This is a genomic window from Hyalangium versicolor, from assembly GCF_020103695.1.
GTDB lineage: Bacteria > Myxococcota > Myxococcia > Myxococcales > Myxococcaceae > Hyalangium > Hyalangium versicolor.
Map to the genome: position 1 here is coordinate 490,398 of NZ_JAHXBF010000006.1, position 15,620 is coordinate 506,017.

A 15,620-nucleotide genomic window follows, 5' to 3' on the forward strand; every position below is an offset into this window, starting at 1 on the left:
CGGGGTAACGCTCCGCGTCAGTCCAGGGCCGCGCCCACGATGCCCTGCTGGGTCCGAAGCACCTCCAGGTGGCGGCGCCGGGCACCCGCTGCCGCCAGGTGCCACACGCCCGCGAGCAGGCCCACCAGCAGACAGGCTCCCCACAGGGTGGCGCCGCCAAAGCGGCTCAGCACCCAGCTGCCCACCATGGGCGAGAGGCAGGAGGCCAGCCCCCAGCTCATGGAGAAGGCGCCCTGGTAGCTTCCGCGCAGGTGGACCGGGGCCAGGTCCGCTACCACCGAGGCGGACATCGTCGCGCCGAGGATCTCTCCCAAGGTCCATATGGACACGGCGAACATGGCCAGCGGGACGGTGGTGGACAGGGCGTGCAGCCCGAAGCCCACGCCGGTGAAGATGGCTCCGGCCGCGAGCACGGCCGAGCGCCGCCGCCGCGCCACGAGCCGCGAGATGAAGGGCTGCGCCAGGACGATGAGCACCCCGTTGACGGCCATCACCGTGCCGTACTGCGCCGTCCCCATGCCGTGGGAGGCGAGGTCCAACGCGAGTGCCGCCTGGCTCTGGAAGAAGAGGAAGGCCACCAGGAGGTTGGGCAGCCAGAAGGCCAGGAAGATCTTGTCCAGGAAGGGGATCGGCGAGGGCAACAGCGAGCGCGAGGGGGCGCGCTGCGTGAGGGTCTCCGGGACCTTGAACCAGACGACGCAACCATAGAGGAAGGTGGTGATCGCGTCGGCCACGAAGAGGGTGAGGAAGCCGCCCTGGGCGACGAACCCTCCCAGGGGCACGGCGATGGCGAAGCCCACGTTCACCACCCAGTAGAGCAGGCTGAAGGCCCGGATCCGATCCTGGGGCTGCACCACATCCGAGATGGCGGCGAAGACGGCGGGTCGGTACAGGTCTCCCAGGAGTCCGAGGGCGAAGGCGCCCACGCGGATCCACAGTGGGTCACGGCAGAAGCCCAGGAAGAGCATGGCCCCCGCGGCCAGCCACAGCCCGAGCCCCAGTGCGAGGCGGCGTCCCAGCCGGTCCGCCAGCGTCCCACCCAGCAGCGCGGAGAACATGGCGCCGAAGCCGTACAGCGAGACGACGAGGCCTGCCTGGACTTCGGAGAAGCCGCGCTCGCGCGTCAGGTAGAGCGCCAGGAAGGGCACCACGAAGCCGCCGATGCGGTTGACCAGGGTGCCCGTCCACAGGAACCAGTACGTCGAGGGCAAGCCACCGATGGTGATTCGCACCTGCTCCACGAACCGGCTGCGGAGTGTGTCGCGGGGGACGGAGGCCATTCTGGCTGGCAGCATGCGCCAGCGGACGCTGCCCTCCAAGAGGCCTGACGCCCCTCCACGGTGACGCCCCTGGGTGGGAGGGCACGAGCGTCCGAGCATGAAGGGTGTTGTTTGCTCGGACGCGTCGGGGGCTCAGCGCTTCACGACGGCCGCGGTGGTGAGCGCGGTGGGCCGCTTGTCGGCCGTGCACATGTCATTGTCGGCGGGACGCTGGCCGAAGAAGAGCTTGTCGCCGTCCACCTTGACGATGTCGTGGTCCGACGAGCAGGCCGAGGTGGGACGGAAGAAGAGGCAGCCGGTGCTCGCGGTGGACTGCTCTTCGCCGACCTTCCACGTGCCCGAGCCGCAGTGGGTGCTCTGGAAGGTGTCCGCCAGCCCTTGCACGTACGCCGTCATGTACTGGTCCTTGAAGGTGAAGGTGGCCTCGGTGGCCCCCTCCACCTTCTCCGAGTCCTTCTCCAACTCATAGGGGCCGCCCACGCGGGCGGAGAAGAGCTTCGTCTGGCATTGCGCGTCGCCGAAGGCGTCCACCTTCAGCGTCCAGGTGTCCTCGGTCAGCGTGAACGTCCGCTGGAGATAGGAGTTGGTGCCATCGCCGTTGGGGACGGCCTCGCACGAGGCGCTCGACCAGGTGCCCTCGAGATCCTGGGTCTGCACGGCGGTTCCACCACAGGCGACGGCACACAGGGCGGTGAGGGCGGCGAAGAGACGGAGAGGGGTCTTCATGACGGTGTTCCTTTCGTGGGGTTCAGGGAGGGAAGGAGTGGGGTTCAGCGGCGCACCACGGGGAGCGCGGCGAGAGCGGCGGGGCGCTTCTGCGGCGCGCACATGTCGTTGTCGGCGGGGCGCTGACCAAAGAAGAGCTGGTTGCCCTCGACCTTGACGATGTCGTGATCCGTGCCGCACGCAGAGGTGGGGCGGAAGAAGAGGCAGCCCGTGTCCGTGGTCCGCTGCTCCTCGCCGACCTTCCACGTGCCCGAGCCGCACTTCGCGTTCTGGAAGGCGTCGGCCAGCGGCTGCACGTGCGGCGTCATGTAGAGCTCGCCGAAGCCGAAGTTGCCCTCGGTGGCGCCCGGCACCGCGGCCGAGTCCTGCACCAGCGTGTAGGGGCCCACGACGCGGGCGGTGAACAGCTTCATCTGGCACTGCGCGTCGCCGAAGGCGTTCAGGTGGAGCGTCCAGGTGTTCTCGGTGAGCGTGAAGTGGCGCTGGATGTAGTTGTTGTTGCCGATGGACTCGCAGGTGGCGCTGTCCCAGGTGCCGGCGAGCTCCTGCGGCTTCACGGCCGTCTGTGCCCCCTGAGTGGTGGCACAGGCGGCGGACAGCGTGGCGAGGGCGGCGAGCAGGCGAAGCGAGGTCTTCATGGGGAGTTCCTTCCAGGTGACTCGGGGGCGGAGTGCGTCCCGAACGCGGAAAGAAATGCCTCAGCCTGGGCCATGCGGAAACGCTGGAGTTCGCCGGGGACCCCTGCAAATCTGCAGGCCATGCCCAGTTGGGATGACCTGCGCTACTTCCTGTCCATCGCTCGAGAGGGCTCGCTCGCGGCGGCGGCCCGGACGATCCGGGTGGATGCGACCACGGTGGGGAGGCGGCTCGCGGTGCTCGAGAAGGCGCTGGGGGCTCGACTCTTCGATCGGATGCCCGCGGGCTTCGTGCTCACGGAGGCCGGGCGCAGCATCCGCTCGGCCGTGGAGGAGATGGAGGCCTCCGTGCTGGCCGTGGAGCGCAAGGCCAGCGGGGATGACGCACGCCTGGAGGGCGTGGTGCGCATCACCACCACCGAGGCCTTCGCCGTGCGCACGCTGCTGCCCGGCTTCGGCCCCTTTCGCGAGCGCCACCCCCATATCGAGGTGCAGTTCCTCACCGACTATGGCGCGTTGGATCTCGTTCGGCGCGAGGCGGACATCGCCGTGCGCCTGACTCGCCCCAAGGAGGACACGCTCGTGGCGCGCAAGGTGGGGGAGATCGCCATCGCTCCCTATGCCGCCGAGAGCTACCTGGCGCGGCGCGGGCAGCCCGATCCGGCCTCGGGCTTCGCAGGTCATGAGATCATCGCCTACGCGGATGCGGCGTCGAAGTGGCCCGAGGCACGGTGGATGACGGAGGTGGCCACCTCGGCTCGGGTGGCGGTGCGCTGCAACTCGCTGCTGTCCGTGGTGGCGGCGGCGGGGGCTGGCGTGGGTATCGGGCTAATGCCCTGTTTCATGGGCGACAGGGAGCCTTCCCTGCGCCGGTTGATGCCGCCCCTTTCCACGCTGAGCCGCGATATCTGGCTGGTGGTTCACCGCGACTTGCAGCACAACGCGCGTGTGCGTGCCGTGCTCCACTTCCTGGCCGAGCTCATCCAACGCGAGCGCCCACTCATCTCGGGTGGCGGACTGACTGTGCCCATGCCGGAAGCTGCGGCCCAGGCCCGGACTCCGGCCGTGCCTCGCAAGCCGAGGAAGCGGACCGCATGATTTCCGTCATCAGCCTGCTGGCGGTGTGTCTGGCGCTCGGGGTGCTGGCGCGGCGCAGTGGCCGCTTTCCTCCCCAGACGGCCATGGTGCTCAACTCATTCGTGATCGCCGTGGCCCTGCCCGCACTCGTGCTGCGCGTGGTGCACCGGCTGGAGTTCCGTCCCGAGCTGGTGGTCGCGGCCGTGTCGCCGTGGGTCGTCTTCGTGGCGGCGGTGGTGCTCTTCCAGGGAGTCGGGTCACGGCTCGGACTGGGACGGGCCTCCGTGGCCGCGCTCGTGCTCACGGGCGGGTTGAGCAACACGGCGTTCGTGGGCCTGCCCATGGCCGAGGCCTTGCTGGGGCGCGAGGGGCTCGCGGTGGCGGTGGTGGTGGATCAGCTCGGCACATTCCTCGTGCTCGCGACGCTGGCGACGCTCTTCGCCGCGCGAGCCGCCGCCGGGGAGGAGTCCCTCAGCCGGACCGCCCTTCTGCTCAAGGTGGTGAAGTTCCCACCCTTCGTGGCGCTCGTCCTCGCGCTGGCGCTGCATCCGTGGAGCTTCCCCGTGTGGCTGGACGCGATCCTGGAGCGGCTGAGCTCGACGTTGACTCCGCTCACGCTGTTCTCCGTGGGGTTCCAGCTCCAGTTCGCAGGGCTTCGCTCGCGAGCCGGAGCGCTGGTTCTCGGGCTGGGCTACAAGCTGGTGCTGGCGCCGGCCCTGGTGGCGCTCGGGTTGTGGGCGCTGCCGGTGGCTCCCATCGTTCGCGATGCCACGCTGATCCAGAACGCCATGGCGCCCATGGTCAGCGGCGCCATCCTTGCTGCGGAGCACAAGCTGGATCCCGAGCTGTCCGCGCTCATGGTGGGCTTCGGCATTCCTTTGAGTTTCCTTACCGTTCCGCTGTGGCTGTGGCTGGCTCACCACGTTGCGTGACCAGGGACTCCGCACGCGTGCCCGGGCAGCGGAGCGGTATGCTCCCGTGCCGTGAGAGCACTCCCCTGGTTGCTGATGGCATCGCTGTTGGCGGCGTGCGCCGCACCGAGCGCGAAGGTCTTGTCCGCAGGCTCCACCGCGGCGTGCGTGCTCGATGCTTCGCCTGAGCTCATCCCGGTGCCAGAGCCCATCGCCGGCGAACTGAACGTGCTCTTCGAGCTGCCCGACTCACCTGAGTGGTGGGCCCCGGCTCCCATGGACTCCGAGCGTACGCAGTATCGTGCCGCCCTTGTGGGCCGGCTTGGAGGTGAGGATGCCCTCCAGCCTCGTGCCCTCCTGCAGCGACAGCGCGCTGTGCATGCGTCGCTCCCGGGTGATCGCGCCCGTGAAGCCGAGAATATCGACGCGCTCCTGCAGGGCCGGGCCGGTACCATTTCGCCTGCATCCTGCCTGGAGTGGCGCCTCTTCCAGCACCAGGCCCACCGCTTCCCCGCGATCGATCGGCCCACCGAGTTCGGCGCCTACGTGCTCCGCGGCCAGGGCCGCATTCGTGTGTACTTCTCGGGAGCGGATCGCGTGGGCCAGAAGCTGCGCCACGAGGTGAGTGACCGTGTCGTCGCGGATGTGGCCCGAGGCTTTACGCCCTTGGCACACCTCCACAACCATCCCTTCCTGTTCGACCGCAAGCCGGGGGATCGCACCTGGGCGACCGCGGACACGCTCGCGGACATTGCTGGGGCGCTCGCCCCCAGCCTCACCGATGTCCAGGCCTACCGTCAGATGCGGGAAGGCTTCGGTCTCCAAGGCGCCTGGGTCACCAACGGGCTCGACAGCGCCCACTACTCCGCCGAGGACTTAGACCGGCTCTCCGCCTGGCCTTGAGCCCCCTCGCGCGAGGGACGCTACGCGTTGGCCGTGGCCGAGTACGACAGCTCCAGCCCGTTGCCATTCACCTTCATGCGCGGCTTCGACAGCCAGTGGCACTTCGTGCAGTAGCTGTGGGCTCCCGCCGGTGTCGCGCGGATGGTCACCTCACCCCCGCACACCAGACACCCCGAAGGCAGCGTGAACTCAGCGAACCGCTCGCCGTTGATCTCTGGAATCATCATGCCTTTGACGTAACGCAGATTTCGCGCATCACAAGTCGGCTTCATCCGCCGGCTGCCCACCCAAGAGCAGCCGGCCAGGCGAGCCCGCCTGAAGTCCTTACAGTCCTGCTCCTAACGGCCGCTCGCCGACACTGCAAACCCCTGAAACGCTTCACGCGGGTTGGCACGCGTCTTTCAAGCAAAGTGTTCACGAGGGGGAAGGGGCGGATGGCGGACATCGAGCACGTGGTGCTCCTGCGCGATCGACGCGGATGGAGCGTGAAGGTCCTCATGAGGGAGGGTGGCTCCCGGCGCTACCGCTATGCCAGCGAGGCCCAGGCACGCTTCTTCGCAGCCGTGTTCGAGCTGGGGCCTCGGACGCTGCCTGCCAGCGCTCGCAAGCGCAAACGGGCCCGGACAGCCACACTCGGGGTGGAGGCTCCGGGCTAGCCCGGCCGCGAAGCCACCGGTCGGCGGCTTTCTACTACCCATGCGGGCGGGTTTCGGAGAGGCTGCACATGTTCGTAGGAGATGACCATGAGCGACGCTTCCAAGCCCTTCATTCTTCCGCCCCACCGTGAGCAGGTCACCCTGGAGCCTGATCCCGCAGGCCGTTGGTCCGACAAGTTCCCGGACATGATCGGCTACAAGAACCAGGGCGGTGGCAAGGTCCCCGCTGACTTCGCCTGGAACACCAATCCCAAGCAGTTCCAGGAGGAGATGACGCCGGAGACGCTTGCGCGCAGCTACCAGCGCCTGCGCACCCTCCCGCCCACGGCCGCCAGGCCGCAGCTGCCCGAGGGCGACAAGAAGCCGTAGATTTCGGCAGTGCCTCAGTGGAACGGGAGCGCCGCGAGCTGCTCCCGGAACTGATCGAGCGTCTCGCGCACCGCCTGCTCTTCCAGACCTTCGGCGGCCGCGCGGCGGCTCTTGCGCACGAAGGCGTCGAAGGTGGCCGAGCGCCCGTAGATCGCGCCCGCTCCGTCCAGTGCCGCCTGAAGCACCCGCTCGGCTCCCCGGGAGCTCAGGTGCAGGTGCATGGAGATCTGCTCGAGCTGCGCATTGCAGGCGCTCCACGCCGCGCGGTCGTGCCCCGTGAGCACCTGCGTGGTGAGCTGCTCGATGATTCGCTCCAGCTCCGCCAGGAAGGGCTGCACCCGCCGCGGCAGCTCCTCGGCGGCCACCGGGCCCGCGCCCGCCACCTTCTGCAACTGCTCGCGCAACTCCACCAGCAGCCGCTTGTCCCGCGTGCGCAGGGTCAGCGAGGCTGGCATCGTCGCGAACGAGCCCAGGCTCTCGGCCACCTGACGCGTGAGCCCCGCCATGCCCTCGGGCGCCGTGCGAGCCACGCGCTCCAGCTTGCCCTGCAGCGAGCGGCGCAGATCCACCAGAGCGCCTCGCAGCGCCGCCGCCGCCGCCATCTGCACCCCGTAGCCCGGGACGACCTCCTCGCGGCTCACGTCCTCGAAGGCCGCCGCCGTCAGGTACACCATGTCCCCGATGCGCGAGCGGAAGTCCATGCGCGAGGATTGCAGCTCCGTCATCAGCTCCCAGCGGTCCGTTACCACCTCCGGGCGGCGCACCCGCTCGCCCAGCTCCGCCACCCGCCGCGCCAATTGCTCCGCGTTCTTCTGGAAGACGACCTCCGCCTCTTGCGAGAGCCGCTCGTCCGCGCTCGCGGGCAGGGGCCTCCAGCCGCTGTCCGCGCCCGCCGAGCGCTCCGGTGCCGGGAACTCCTTGCGGATGACCGCGATGAGGTGGTTCACGTCCACCAGTGTGTCGCGCAGGGCTGGCGCCATCGTCTCCCACAGCGACAGGTCCGCCCCGTCCGCCTGCTCGGCCGTGGTGGGCTCGTACTTGACGATGTTGAGGTGGCTCAGCTGGTCGATGGCCACCGCGGCCGCCTCGTATACACGCTCCAGGCGCTCGGCGAGGTGGCGGTCCGTCAGGGACTCGAGCAGCGCCTGAAGGCGCTCGGGTAGGGCTTCGGGGGACGTTCGGGCTTTCACTCGAGGGGAGACGCTAGCGCAGATCCGGGGAAACCCCTCGATTCATACTCCCGGGAGCCCCGAGGCGGGCGGGCAGGCACTCCGGCTTCGACTCAGCATAGAGTGGGCCCGTGGGGAGGAAGACATGACCGTCCGGTCCCGCCGCCGGCTCATTGCTGGCGGCATTGGAGTGGCACTCGTCGGAGTCGTACTGGCCATCGCCAGCTCTCAGGTGTGCCTGTCCGCATGGCTCTTCCAGGGAGTGAAGGTGCCGCAGTGCCCGGATGGGCGCTGGAGGCAGACCGCGGGCGTAGCGGTGGATGGGCTCGCCCGCGAGCGCTCCGGCATCGTCCGGGTTTGGGCCATGGCGCACGGCGTCGGCAAGCCCCATGGCGAGGAGCTCCTGTCGCGTGTCCGGCGCCTCGAGGCCCAGCTCGTGCTGCTGGATGCCGCGGGCCAGGAGACGCCGCTCAAGCCCGAGAAGAAGTGGGAGCCGTACGACGACGATGGGCAGATCTACACCTCGGTGAAGCTGCCCGCGTTGCCGGATGGAGACTACCGGCTGCGCGCCCGGGTGGAGACTCCGCTGGGCACGGACTCCGTGGAGGTGGCGCTGCCGCTGTATGCGCCCGCGCGCATCCATGTCCTCACCGATCGGCCCCTGTACGAGCCCGGCCACCGCGTGCAGTTCCGCGCTCTGGCGCTGCGGACCAAGGATCTGTCTCCCCTGGACGGACGCCCGGGCACGTGGAGCATCGTGGATCCCTCCGGCGAGGTGGTGCTGGAGGAGCGTGCTCCCGCAGGGCCCTGGGGCGTGGTGGCCGGTGCCTTTCCGCTGGATCGCGGTGCTCCCGCGGGCACGTGGCAAGTGCGCTGGGTGAGCGGGACGGCCAGCGGCGAAGCTTCCTTCAGGGTGGAGCCCTTCACCTTGCCGCGCTTCCGGGTGGAGGCCTCCAGTCCTCGAGCCTTCTGGCGCGCGGGCGAGCAGCCCACCGTCGAGGGGCAGGTGGTCTACAGCTCTGGGGCTCCCGTGGCGGGTGCGCAGGTGGCGCTCGCGTGGAACCACGCGGGTGAGTGGCCGCCTCCCTCGGAGTGGTTCGAGGGCGGCGGCCTGCCCACTCAGGTGAAGACGGATGTGGCGGGGCGCTTCCGGGTGAGCCTGCCTCGGGTGCCCGAGGATCTTCGGGGCAACGTGACGCTCTCCGCTGTGCTGACGGCCACCGATCCCGCTGGAGACGCGGTGCGTGGCGATGTAGCGCTGATGCTCTCCGAGGATGCGCTCGCGGTCTCCTCCGTGACGGAGGTGGAGGGCGGGCTCGTGGGGAACTACAGCAACCGGGTGTACCTGCGCGCCACCACGGCGGACGGCCAGGTGCTCCCGGGCGCCGAGCTCACCGTGAAGCGTGCATGGGATCCGAAGGATCCGGGAGTGAACGCGGTGGCGGACGAGGATGGTGTGGCGGCCCTGCAGTTCGATCCCGGCGTGGCCGTCAATGTCGTCGTGCCCGCGATGCCTGTGCGCCGCAAGCTGGTCTCGGCCCCGGTGGAGCTCTCCAGCTCGACCGACCTGCTCAGCGAGGATCAGGAGACATCCTTGGAGGATCAGGTGGCCCTGGAGCGGTGGGCGCCTGCTTTCTTCCCTTGTGCGCGCTTCGTCACGCCCGACATCGGAGCGGCCCACGAAGAGCTGGCGGTGCGGGTCGGCTCCAATGGCTCGGTTGTGGATGTGGTGGGTGGGCGCGGGCGGCTTGCTGGCTGTCTGGCCGAGGTGGCTCGGGGCCGGACGTTGCCTTCCGGCCGCGAGCGCATGCTGGCGTTGAACGTCCGCGTCATGGATCCCCAACTGCCCATGCTGGAGGTGTCCGCCGAGGCCGCCATGGACGAGCCTTCGAGCATCCAGGCGGTGCTCGGTGAGGTGGCGCTCGATGCGCGCTCGTGCCTGCCGCCGAAGCTCTCGGAGGAGGCCGTGCTGCCCGCCACGCTCCGGTGGCGGATCCGGGCCGACAAGCCGGAGGTGGAGGTGGGCTGGGTGCCCGTTCGGAAGCAGGAAGGCGAGGCCGTGCTCTCCGCGACGGTGCTCTCCTGCATCCAGGCCCGCTTCGCGCGTGTGTCGCTCCAGCACGTGCAGAATCAGGAGGATGAGGAGGAGGACGCTCCCAGCAAACATCCGGATGCGATGGGAGTGGCGCACCTCACCGCCTCGCCCGGTGCAAGTGAAGCGAGAGAGGGCCGGCCCCAGGACACCACGCGGCTCGGCTATGAGCTGCTGGTGAGCGCCCGGGTGGAGGGCAAGGACAGCGGCTCGACGAAGCTCTTCCTGTCTCCCGCGCAGCTTCCTTCCCAGCGGCTGCGTGCCACGCCGGGCCTGGCACGTGCCGGGGATGAGGTGCGCGTGGAGTTGCTGCGCGGCCCCGGCTTCACGGGCACACTGCCGAAGACACTCTCCCTGCAGGTCGGCACCAAGTGGCTGGAGAGCAAGGTGGATCCGAAGGCTCGCGCGGCGAGCTTCAGCCTGCCCGTGGACTTCGAGGGCTGGGCCCAGGTGCAGTGGGACTCGGCGATCGCTCGCGTCTACGTGGCTCCCCGCGCGCAGCTCTCCGTGGAGGTGGCTCCGGAGAAGCCCGCCTACGCGCCGGGAGAGGTGGCTCGGCTGCTGCTGCACACCCGCGTGGATGGAAAGGAGGGCCCCGCGGCCGTGGGCCTCTTCGGCGTGGATGAGGGGTTGGCGCAGCTCGCGCCCCTGCCCGGGCCCACGGCGCTGGCGAGCCTGCGGCCCGCGCCCACCCTGGCCAGCCCGGCTTTCGGAGTGCTGGATGGACAGGCGCTCGCCATGGGGCGCATTCGCGGCGCCCAGGCGGCGGCGGCGGCCCTGCTGCGTGTCAGCTCGGTGCCGACGATCGAGGACGCGGAACCGTCCCTGTCCGCGAGCGCCCAGGGCACCTTCGAGCCCACCGTGGAGCTGACGGAGCCCTTCTACCGGGTGCTCGCCGAGCTGACGTCGCAGGTGCGGGCCTGGGAGGAGAAGGCTCCCGAAGGGGAGACGCTGAGCCCCGAGGCCATGGCGAAGATGTGGGATCAGGCGCTGGTGGCCTGCGAGAAGCGCGGAGAGTCCGTGACGGATGGGTACGGGCGCCGCCTGAGGTTGTCACGGCTGCCTGCGGATCTGCTCGCCCTCACCGATCCGCGGATGGTGGTGGTGGGTGGTACGCGGTTGTCCGAGGACGTCGAGAACTGGGGCGCTTGGGTCGCCCGGGAGGCGCCATGAAGCGCGCACTGCTCGTGGTTGGAATCTTGCTGGTGGGCATGGTGCTGGGCGCCGTCATGACCAGCACCATGCGGCTCGCCGCACCGATGGCCGCGACGCAGGAGGCCGCATATGGCTCCATGGTGACGGCCGCTCCCGCGGTGCCAGCTCCTGAACCCATGTCCGCTGTCACCGAAGAAGCGGAGGCGGCCCCTGGTGGAGGGGGTGCCGCCGATCGCAGCGAGATGAAGGCCAAGAAGCGCGGGGGGCTCGTTCTGGGCGTCAAGGGGAGTGGCTTCATGTCCCTGGGTGGGGAGCTGGCGCAGAAAGAGGACTCCGAGGGAGGCGAGCAGGACGCATCTGCATCCGCATCCGCCCCGAGCCGTGCTTGGTTCCCCGAGACGTTCCTCTTCGAGCCGTTGGTGGTGACGGATGGGGCCGGGCAGGCGACGGTGCCGGTGAAGGTGCCGGACCGGTTGACGCGGTGGCGGGTGCTGGCGCTGGCGCACTCGCGCTCGGGTGCACAGGCGGGGGCGGTGACGAGCTTCGCGGGCACGTTGCCCACCTATGTGGATCCGGTGGTGCCGGCCTTCCTGCGCTCGGGAGACTCGGTGCGCCTGCCCGTGCAGGTGGTGAACACCACGGGCGCCGCGGTGGAGCAGGCGCTGAAGCTGGAGGCGGACGGCGCGGTGGTGGAGGGCGGTGGCTCTCGCACCGTGAGGGTGCCGGCCCAGGGCAGTGTGGTGGCGTACGTGACGGTGAAGGCCACCCGGCCAGGCCCCGTCTCCGTGCGGGCCTCGCTGGGCTCGACGGATGCGGTGGTTCGCGGCTTCGACGTGATGCCCACGGGCCGGCCGGTGAGTCAGACGCGCGGGGGCTCGCTTGCGGCACCTCGTACGCTCACCCTGGAGGGCCCCGTGGAGGTAGAGCAGGGCAGCGAGCGGGTGCGGCTGCTGGTGTACCCCGGGGCCCTGGGCGTGCTGCGCGCGGAGCTGGCCGCGGCCGTGGGGCGCGGAGGGTTGGCGGAGGATGCCTATGCGCTGCTGTTGGCGGGGCGAGCGCCCGCGTTGCTGAAGACGCTTGGGGAGACGGCGGATGGGGAGGCACTCAAGGCCATGGCCTCTGTCTCCGGGCAGCGGGTGCTGAGGGCCTCTCGCACGCCGGACGTGCCCACCGCGGCGCTGCTGGCGCAGGCGGCGCTCACGCATCCGGACAACCCGGTGCTGGCGAGGCTGGGAGAGCGCTTGTCCGCGCAGGTGGCCAACGCCCAGCGTCCGGATGGCACGTGCCAGGGAGCCGATGGGTGGACGTTGCAGCGGCTGCTCGTGGCCACGGCGGACTGTGCGCAGGCGGTGCGTGCCGGTGCGGCGTTGTCCTCGGCGGGTAAGCAGCGCGCCGAGGCGTTCTCCGTGCGATCCATGGGGGCCTTCGAGCGGAACCTCTCACGGGTGCAGGACGGCTACACGGCGGCGGCCATCCTGGCCAGCGGAGGGGTGACGGGTTCTCTCCAGGAGATGCTGCGCACGAAGGTGCGCGAGGCGCTGAAGACGCGCGAGGATGGCTCGGCGTACCTGCCAGTGGAGCAGGGCGTGATGCGCGCGGATGGGACGATGCCGGGTGAGGCGGAGGCCACGGCGTTGGCGGTGCTGGCGCTGGCGGGAGACGCGAAGGCTCCGATGGCGGATCTGGGCACATCGCTGCTCGCGAGTTACCAGCCGGGGTGGGGGTGGGGGGATGGCCGGGCGAACCTCCTGTGCCTCCAGGCGGCGATGGCGCTCTTCTCGCAGCCGCTGCCCTCGCAGGTGCGCGTGGTGCTGGAGCGCGATGGGAAGACCGTGACGGAAGGGACCTTCGATGCGAAGGCTCTGCGTGACGTGCTGGCGCTGGAGGCCGCGTCGCCGGGCTCGGCGGGGGCGCACACGTGGACGGTGCGCGCGGAGCCTGCGGTGCCGGGGTTGGGTTACTCGCTGGCGCTGAGCGCGTACGTGCCGTGGAAGGCGGAGAAGGGGCAGGGCCTGGAACTCGCGGTGAAGGCGCCGTCAGAGGCGAAGGTGGGGATGCCAGTGGATGTGTCGGTGCAGGCCGCGTCTCCGGCGGGCATGGCGCTCAAGTTGCGCTACGCGCTGCCAGCGGGTGTCAAGGTGGATACGCCGAGCCTCGCTCGGCTCGTGACGGATCGAAAGGTGTCCACATATGAGGTGGAGGATGGAGCGCTGACACTCTCGCTTCCGCCGAGAGGGGCGGGCGAGCCGTTCCAGGCCAGCTTCCGGGTGGTGCCCACGTTGGCGGGGACGCTGCAGGGCGGGGCCTCCAGCCTGTTCCCGGCGAGCCGGCCGGACCTCGTCTCGTACGTGCCACCTTCCCAGTGGACGGTGCGCTGAGGGCGCGTCATTCGCAGAGTCATGGATGCCTATACGCGATAGAAGCGGGGCTCGTGAGGGTGTGGCTGCTGCGCTCTCGCCGCCGTCCACGCGCCTGCGCATGAGCCGCCGCTCCTGGGCCGGAGCATCGCTCGGGTTCAATTCTTGAGCCCGAGCAGGTGCTCCGCCAGGCTGACACCGCCTACGAGCACGAGTCCGCCCAGCACGCCCAGCCACTGGCCACGCCCCTCCGAGGGAGTGGCCGTGCGCATCTCCGGCAGCAGGTCCGTGGCGCCGATGTAGAGGAACGTGCCGCTGGCGATGGCCAGGACGATGCCCTCGAGGTTCTGGACGAGGTGGCTGCCGAGCATCACCGCCGCGGCCCCCAGTGCCGCGGACAGCTGGACGAGGGAGAGCGCCGTCAGCGCTCGGGCACGCGAGAAGCCTGCGGCTCTCAGCAACGCGTAGTCGCCCACCTCCTGTGGCAGTTCGTGGGCGATGATGGCCAGTGCCGTGGCGATGCCGGCCTTCGGCGACACGAGGAAGGCCGCCGCCACCGCCGCGCCGTCTCCCACGTTGTGCAGCGCGTCCGAGGTCAGCAGTGCGGGCGGCAACGTTCGGGATTGGCTCCCGTGAGAGTCATGGTGGTGGTGCCCCATCAGCCACTCCGCCACGGCGAGCACCATGAAGCTGGCGAAGGCCCAATGGAACGCGGACGGTCCCTCCGAGGCTACGGCCTCCGGTAGCAGCTCCAGGAACACCGCTGTCAGCAGGGCCCCGGCCGCGAAGCCAACGAACACCGCCAGGTGGCGCCGGAGCCACTGTTCGGAGAGCAGCCCGCCCGTCAGGCCCGCGAGTCCATCCGCGAGCACCGCGAGCCAGGTGTAGAGCGTCGCCCGCTCCATTCAGGGCCTCAGCAACCACCGGAGCAGGGGCTCTGCGGCATCCACGTGGACGAAGTGCCCCGCGCCCGGGAGCGTCTCCACGGGGCAGTTGGCGGCCTCCATGCGCGCCACGTCCGCGTCCGACACGTAGCGCGAGCGGCTGCCGCGAATGCAGCGCACCTTCGCGCCGGGGCGCTCCACGGCCGCCCAGAGGTCCGCGCCGTTCACCTGCTGGTGCAGCCGGGCGAGGGCCTGTCGATCGAAGCGCCAGCGCACGCCACCTTCGGGCGTGGAGACAAGGTTCATCACCAGCCAGTCGGCCAGTCCCTCCGAGAGCTCGTGGCTCATCAGCCCCGCTTTCATCTCCCGGCGGCTCGAGGCGGTCTCCGGCGCTTGGAGCAGCACGTTCAGCACCATGCCGCTCTCCGAGAGGTCCACCGGCACGGGGCCCGGGGCGATGTCCAGGAGCGTCACGCTGGACACCTCCGAGGGAGAGACGAGGCTCGCCGCGAGGGACACCCGTCCGCCCAGGGAGTGCCCCACCAGCGCCAGCGGGCCCGTGAAGCCCTTGGCGCGCGCCGTCTCCAGCACGTCGCGAGCGACGGTCTCCAGGGTGGCGCCCGGAGGCGGAGTGGGGGAACTGCCATGCCCCGTCAGGTCCGGGAGCAGGAAGCGGCGCTGGGGCTCCGCCTGGCTCCAGGCCACGGCCAGCGAGCGCAGGTTGCGCCCCGAGCCGAGGAAGCCGTGCAGCAGCACCGTGGGGACATCGCCCTCGCCCAGTTGGAAGCTCTCGAGCAACACACGCATTCCTTTTCAGGCCTCGCGCTTGACCGGGGCACGGGCCGTCGCGCTTCATATCGCGAACGCCTTCTGCCCGGAGGGACTCTGTGTCCACCGTCTCGCTGCTCTGTCTCATGCTCGCCGCTTCCCCGACACCTGCCTCCGACAAGGGGGATCCGCGCCCAGCCATCGCCGCGGTGATTGATGACTGGCACAAGGCCGCCTCGGAGGCGGACGAGGCGCGCTACTTCGGGCACTTCACCGCGGATGCGGTGTTCCTGGGCACGGATGCCACCGAGCGGTGGACCCGGGATGCGTTCCGTGCCTGGGCGAAGCCGTTCTTCGCGCGTGGGAAGGCGTGGAGTTTCCGCGCGGTGTCCCGGAACATCACACTCTCGAAGGAGGGGACGGTGGCATGGTTCGACGAGGCGCTCGATACGCCCAACATGGGGCCGAGTCGAGGCTCGGGAGTCCTGGTGAAGGAGGGAGGGAGCTGGAAGATCGCTCAGTACAACCTCTCCATCCCCATCCCCAACGCGCTCATGCCCGAGTTCAAGGGGCGCATCGACGCGTACCTCAAGCAGCCTCAGGCTCCGGCCCAGAGCGAACCCGCGAAGACCCGGTGA

At 69.9% G+C, this 15,620-nt stretch carries 15 protein-coding genes; 8 read left to right on the forward strand and 7 right to left on the reverse strand.

Annotation, left to right across the window (positions count from 1 at the left end; all coding sequences use genetic code 11):
* Positions 1-17 precede the first annotated feature (17 nt).
* The 3 genes from KY501_RS15755 to KY501_RS15765 form a co-directional block, all read right to left on the reverse strand.
* Positions 18-1,280 (reverse strand): MDR family MFS transporter, encoded by a 1,263-nt coding sequence (locus KY501_RS15755; protein ID WP_224363834.1) that lies wholly within the window; start codon positions 1,278-1,280, stop codon positions 18-20.
* A 132-nt stretch (positions 1,281-1,412) separates the two neighbouring features.
* Entirely contained in the window at positions 1,413-2,006 is a 594-nt protein-coding gene (locus KY501_RS15760) for a hypothetical protein (RefSeq protein WP_224363835.1), read from the reverse strand.
* Between the two features lie 44 nt (positions 2,007-2,050).
* Positions 2,051-2,644: a hypothetical protein gene (locus KY501_RS15765; RefSeq protein ID WP_224363836.1), complete on the reverse strand. Its 594-nt coding sequence runs from the start codon at positions 2,642-2,644 to the stop codon at positions 2,051-2,053.
* A 120-nt stretch (positions 2,645-2,764) separates the two neighbouring features.
* Between KY501_RS15765 and KY501_RS15770 the strand changes: the two genes are divergently transcribed.
* From KY501_RS15770 to KY501_RS15780, 3 genes are all read left to right on the forward strand, one after another.
* Positions 2,765-3,739, forward strand: coding sequence for a LysR family transcriptional regulator (locus KY501_RS15770; protein WP_224363837.1), 975 nt, complete (start codon positions 2,765-2,767; stop codon positions 3,737-3,739).
* On the forward strand, positions 3,736-4,650 hold the full coding sequence (locus KY501_RS15775; RefSeq protein WP_224363838.1) for an AEC family transporter: 915 nt from the start codon (positions 3,736-3,738) through the stop codon (positions 4,648-4,650). Before KY501_RS15770 ends, KY501_RS15775 begins: the two co-directional genes overlap by 4 nt.
* Positions 4,651-4,725: 75 nt before the next feature.
* Positions 4,726-5,532 (forward strand): hypothetical protein, encoded by an 807-nt coding sequence (locus tag KY501_RS15780; RefSeq protein ID WP_224363839.1) that lies wholly within the window; start codon positions 4,726-4,728, stop codon positions 5,530-5,532.
* Between the two features lie 20 nt (positions 5,533-5,552).
* Here KY501_RS15780 and KY501_RS15785 read toward each other — a convergent pair whose 3' ends face one another.
* A complete protein-coding gene (locus tag KY501_RS15785) occupies positions 5,553-5,759 on the reverse strand; it encodes a hypothetical protein (RefSeq protein ID WP_224363891.1) in 207 nt (68 codons plus the stop codon).
* Between the two features lie 207 nt (positions 5,760-5,966).
* On the opposite strand from KY501_RS15785, the gene KY501_RS15790 reads away from it, so the two are divergent.
* Positions 5,967-6,188: a hypothetical protein gene (locus KY501_RS15790; protein ID WP_224363841.1), complete on the forward strand. Its 222-nt coding sequence runs from the start codon at positions 5,967-5,969 to the stop codon at positions 6,186-6,188.
* A gap of 87 nt (positions 6,189-6,275) precedes the next feature.
* On the forward strand, positions 6,276-6,557 hold the full coding sequence (locus tag KY501_RS15795; protein ID WP_224363843.1) for a hypothetical protein: 282 nt from the start codon (positions 6,276-6,278) through the stop codon (positions 6,555-6,557).
* Between the two features lie 14 nt (positions 6,558-6,571).
* Here KY501_RS15795 and KY501_RS15800 read toward each other — a convergent pair whose 3' ends face one another.
* Entirely contained in the window at positions 6,572-7,747 is a 1,176-nt protein-coding gene (locus tag KY501_RS15800; RefSeq protein ID WP_224363845.1) for a hypothetical protein, read from the reverse strand.
* A 124-nt stretch (positions 7,748-7,871) separates the two neighbouring features.
* Here KY501_RS15800 and KY501_RS15805 point away from each other — a divergent pair, with 124 nt between their 5' ends.
* Positions 7,872-10,991: an MG2 domain-containing protein gene (locus KY501_RS15805; protein ID WP_224363847.1), complete on the forward strand. Its 3,120-nt coding sequence runs from the start codon at positions 7,872-7,874 to the stop codon at positions 10,989-10,991.
* Positions 10,988-13,351 (forward strand): alpha-2-macroglobulin family protein, encoded by a 2,364-nt coding sequence (locus KY501_RS15810; RefSeq protein ID WP_224363849.1) that lies wholly within the window; start codon positions 10,988-10,990, stop codon positions 13,349-13,351. Before KY501_RS15805 ends, KY501_RS15810 begins: the two co-directional genes overlap by 4 nt.
* 137 nt (positions 13,352-13,488) lie before the next feature.
* On the opposite strand, the gene KY501_RS15815 is transcribed toward KY501_RS15810, so the two are convergent.
* Both KY501_RS15815 and KY501_RS15820 read right to left on the reverse strand, forming a co-directional pair.
* On the reverse strand, positions 13,489-14,235 hold the full coding sequence (locus KY501_RS15815) for a ZIP family metal transporter (protein WP_224363850.1): 747 nt from the start codon (positions 14,233-14,235) through the stop codon (positions 13,489-13,491).
* Positions 14,236-15,015, reverse strand: a complete 780-nt coding sequence (locus tag KY501_RS15820) for an alpha/beta fold hydrolase (protein WP_224363892.1) — start codon at positions 15,013-15,015, stop codon at positions 14,236-14,238.
* An 86-nt stretch (positions 15,016-15,101) separates the two neighbouring features.
* Between KY501_RS15820 and KY501_RS15825 the strand changes: the two genes are divergently transcribed.
* On the forward strand, positions 15,102-15,620 hold the full coding sequence (locus KY501_RS15825) for a nuclear transport factor 2 family protein (RefSeq protein WP_224363851.1): 519 nt from the start codon (positions 15,102-15,104) through the stop codon (positions 15,618-15,620).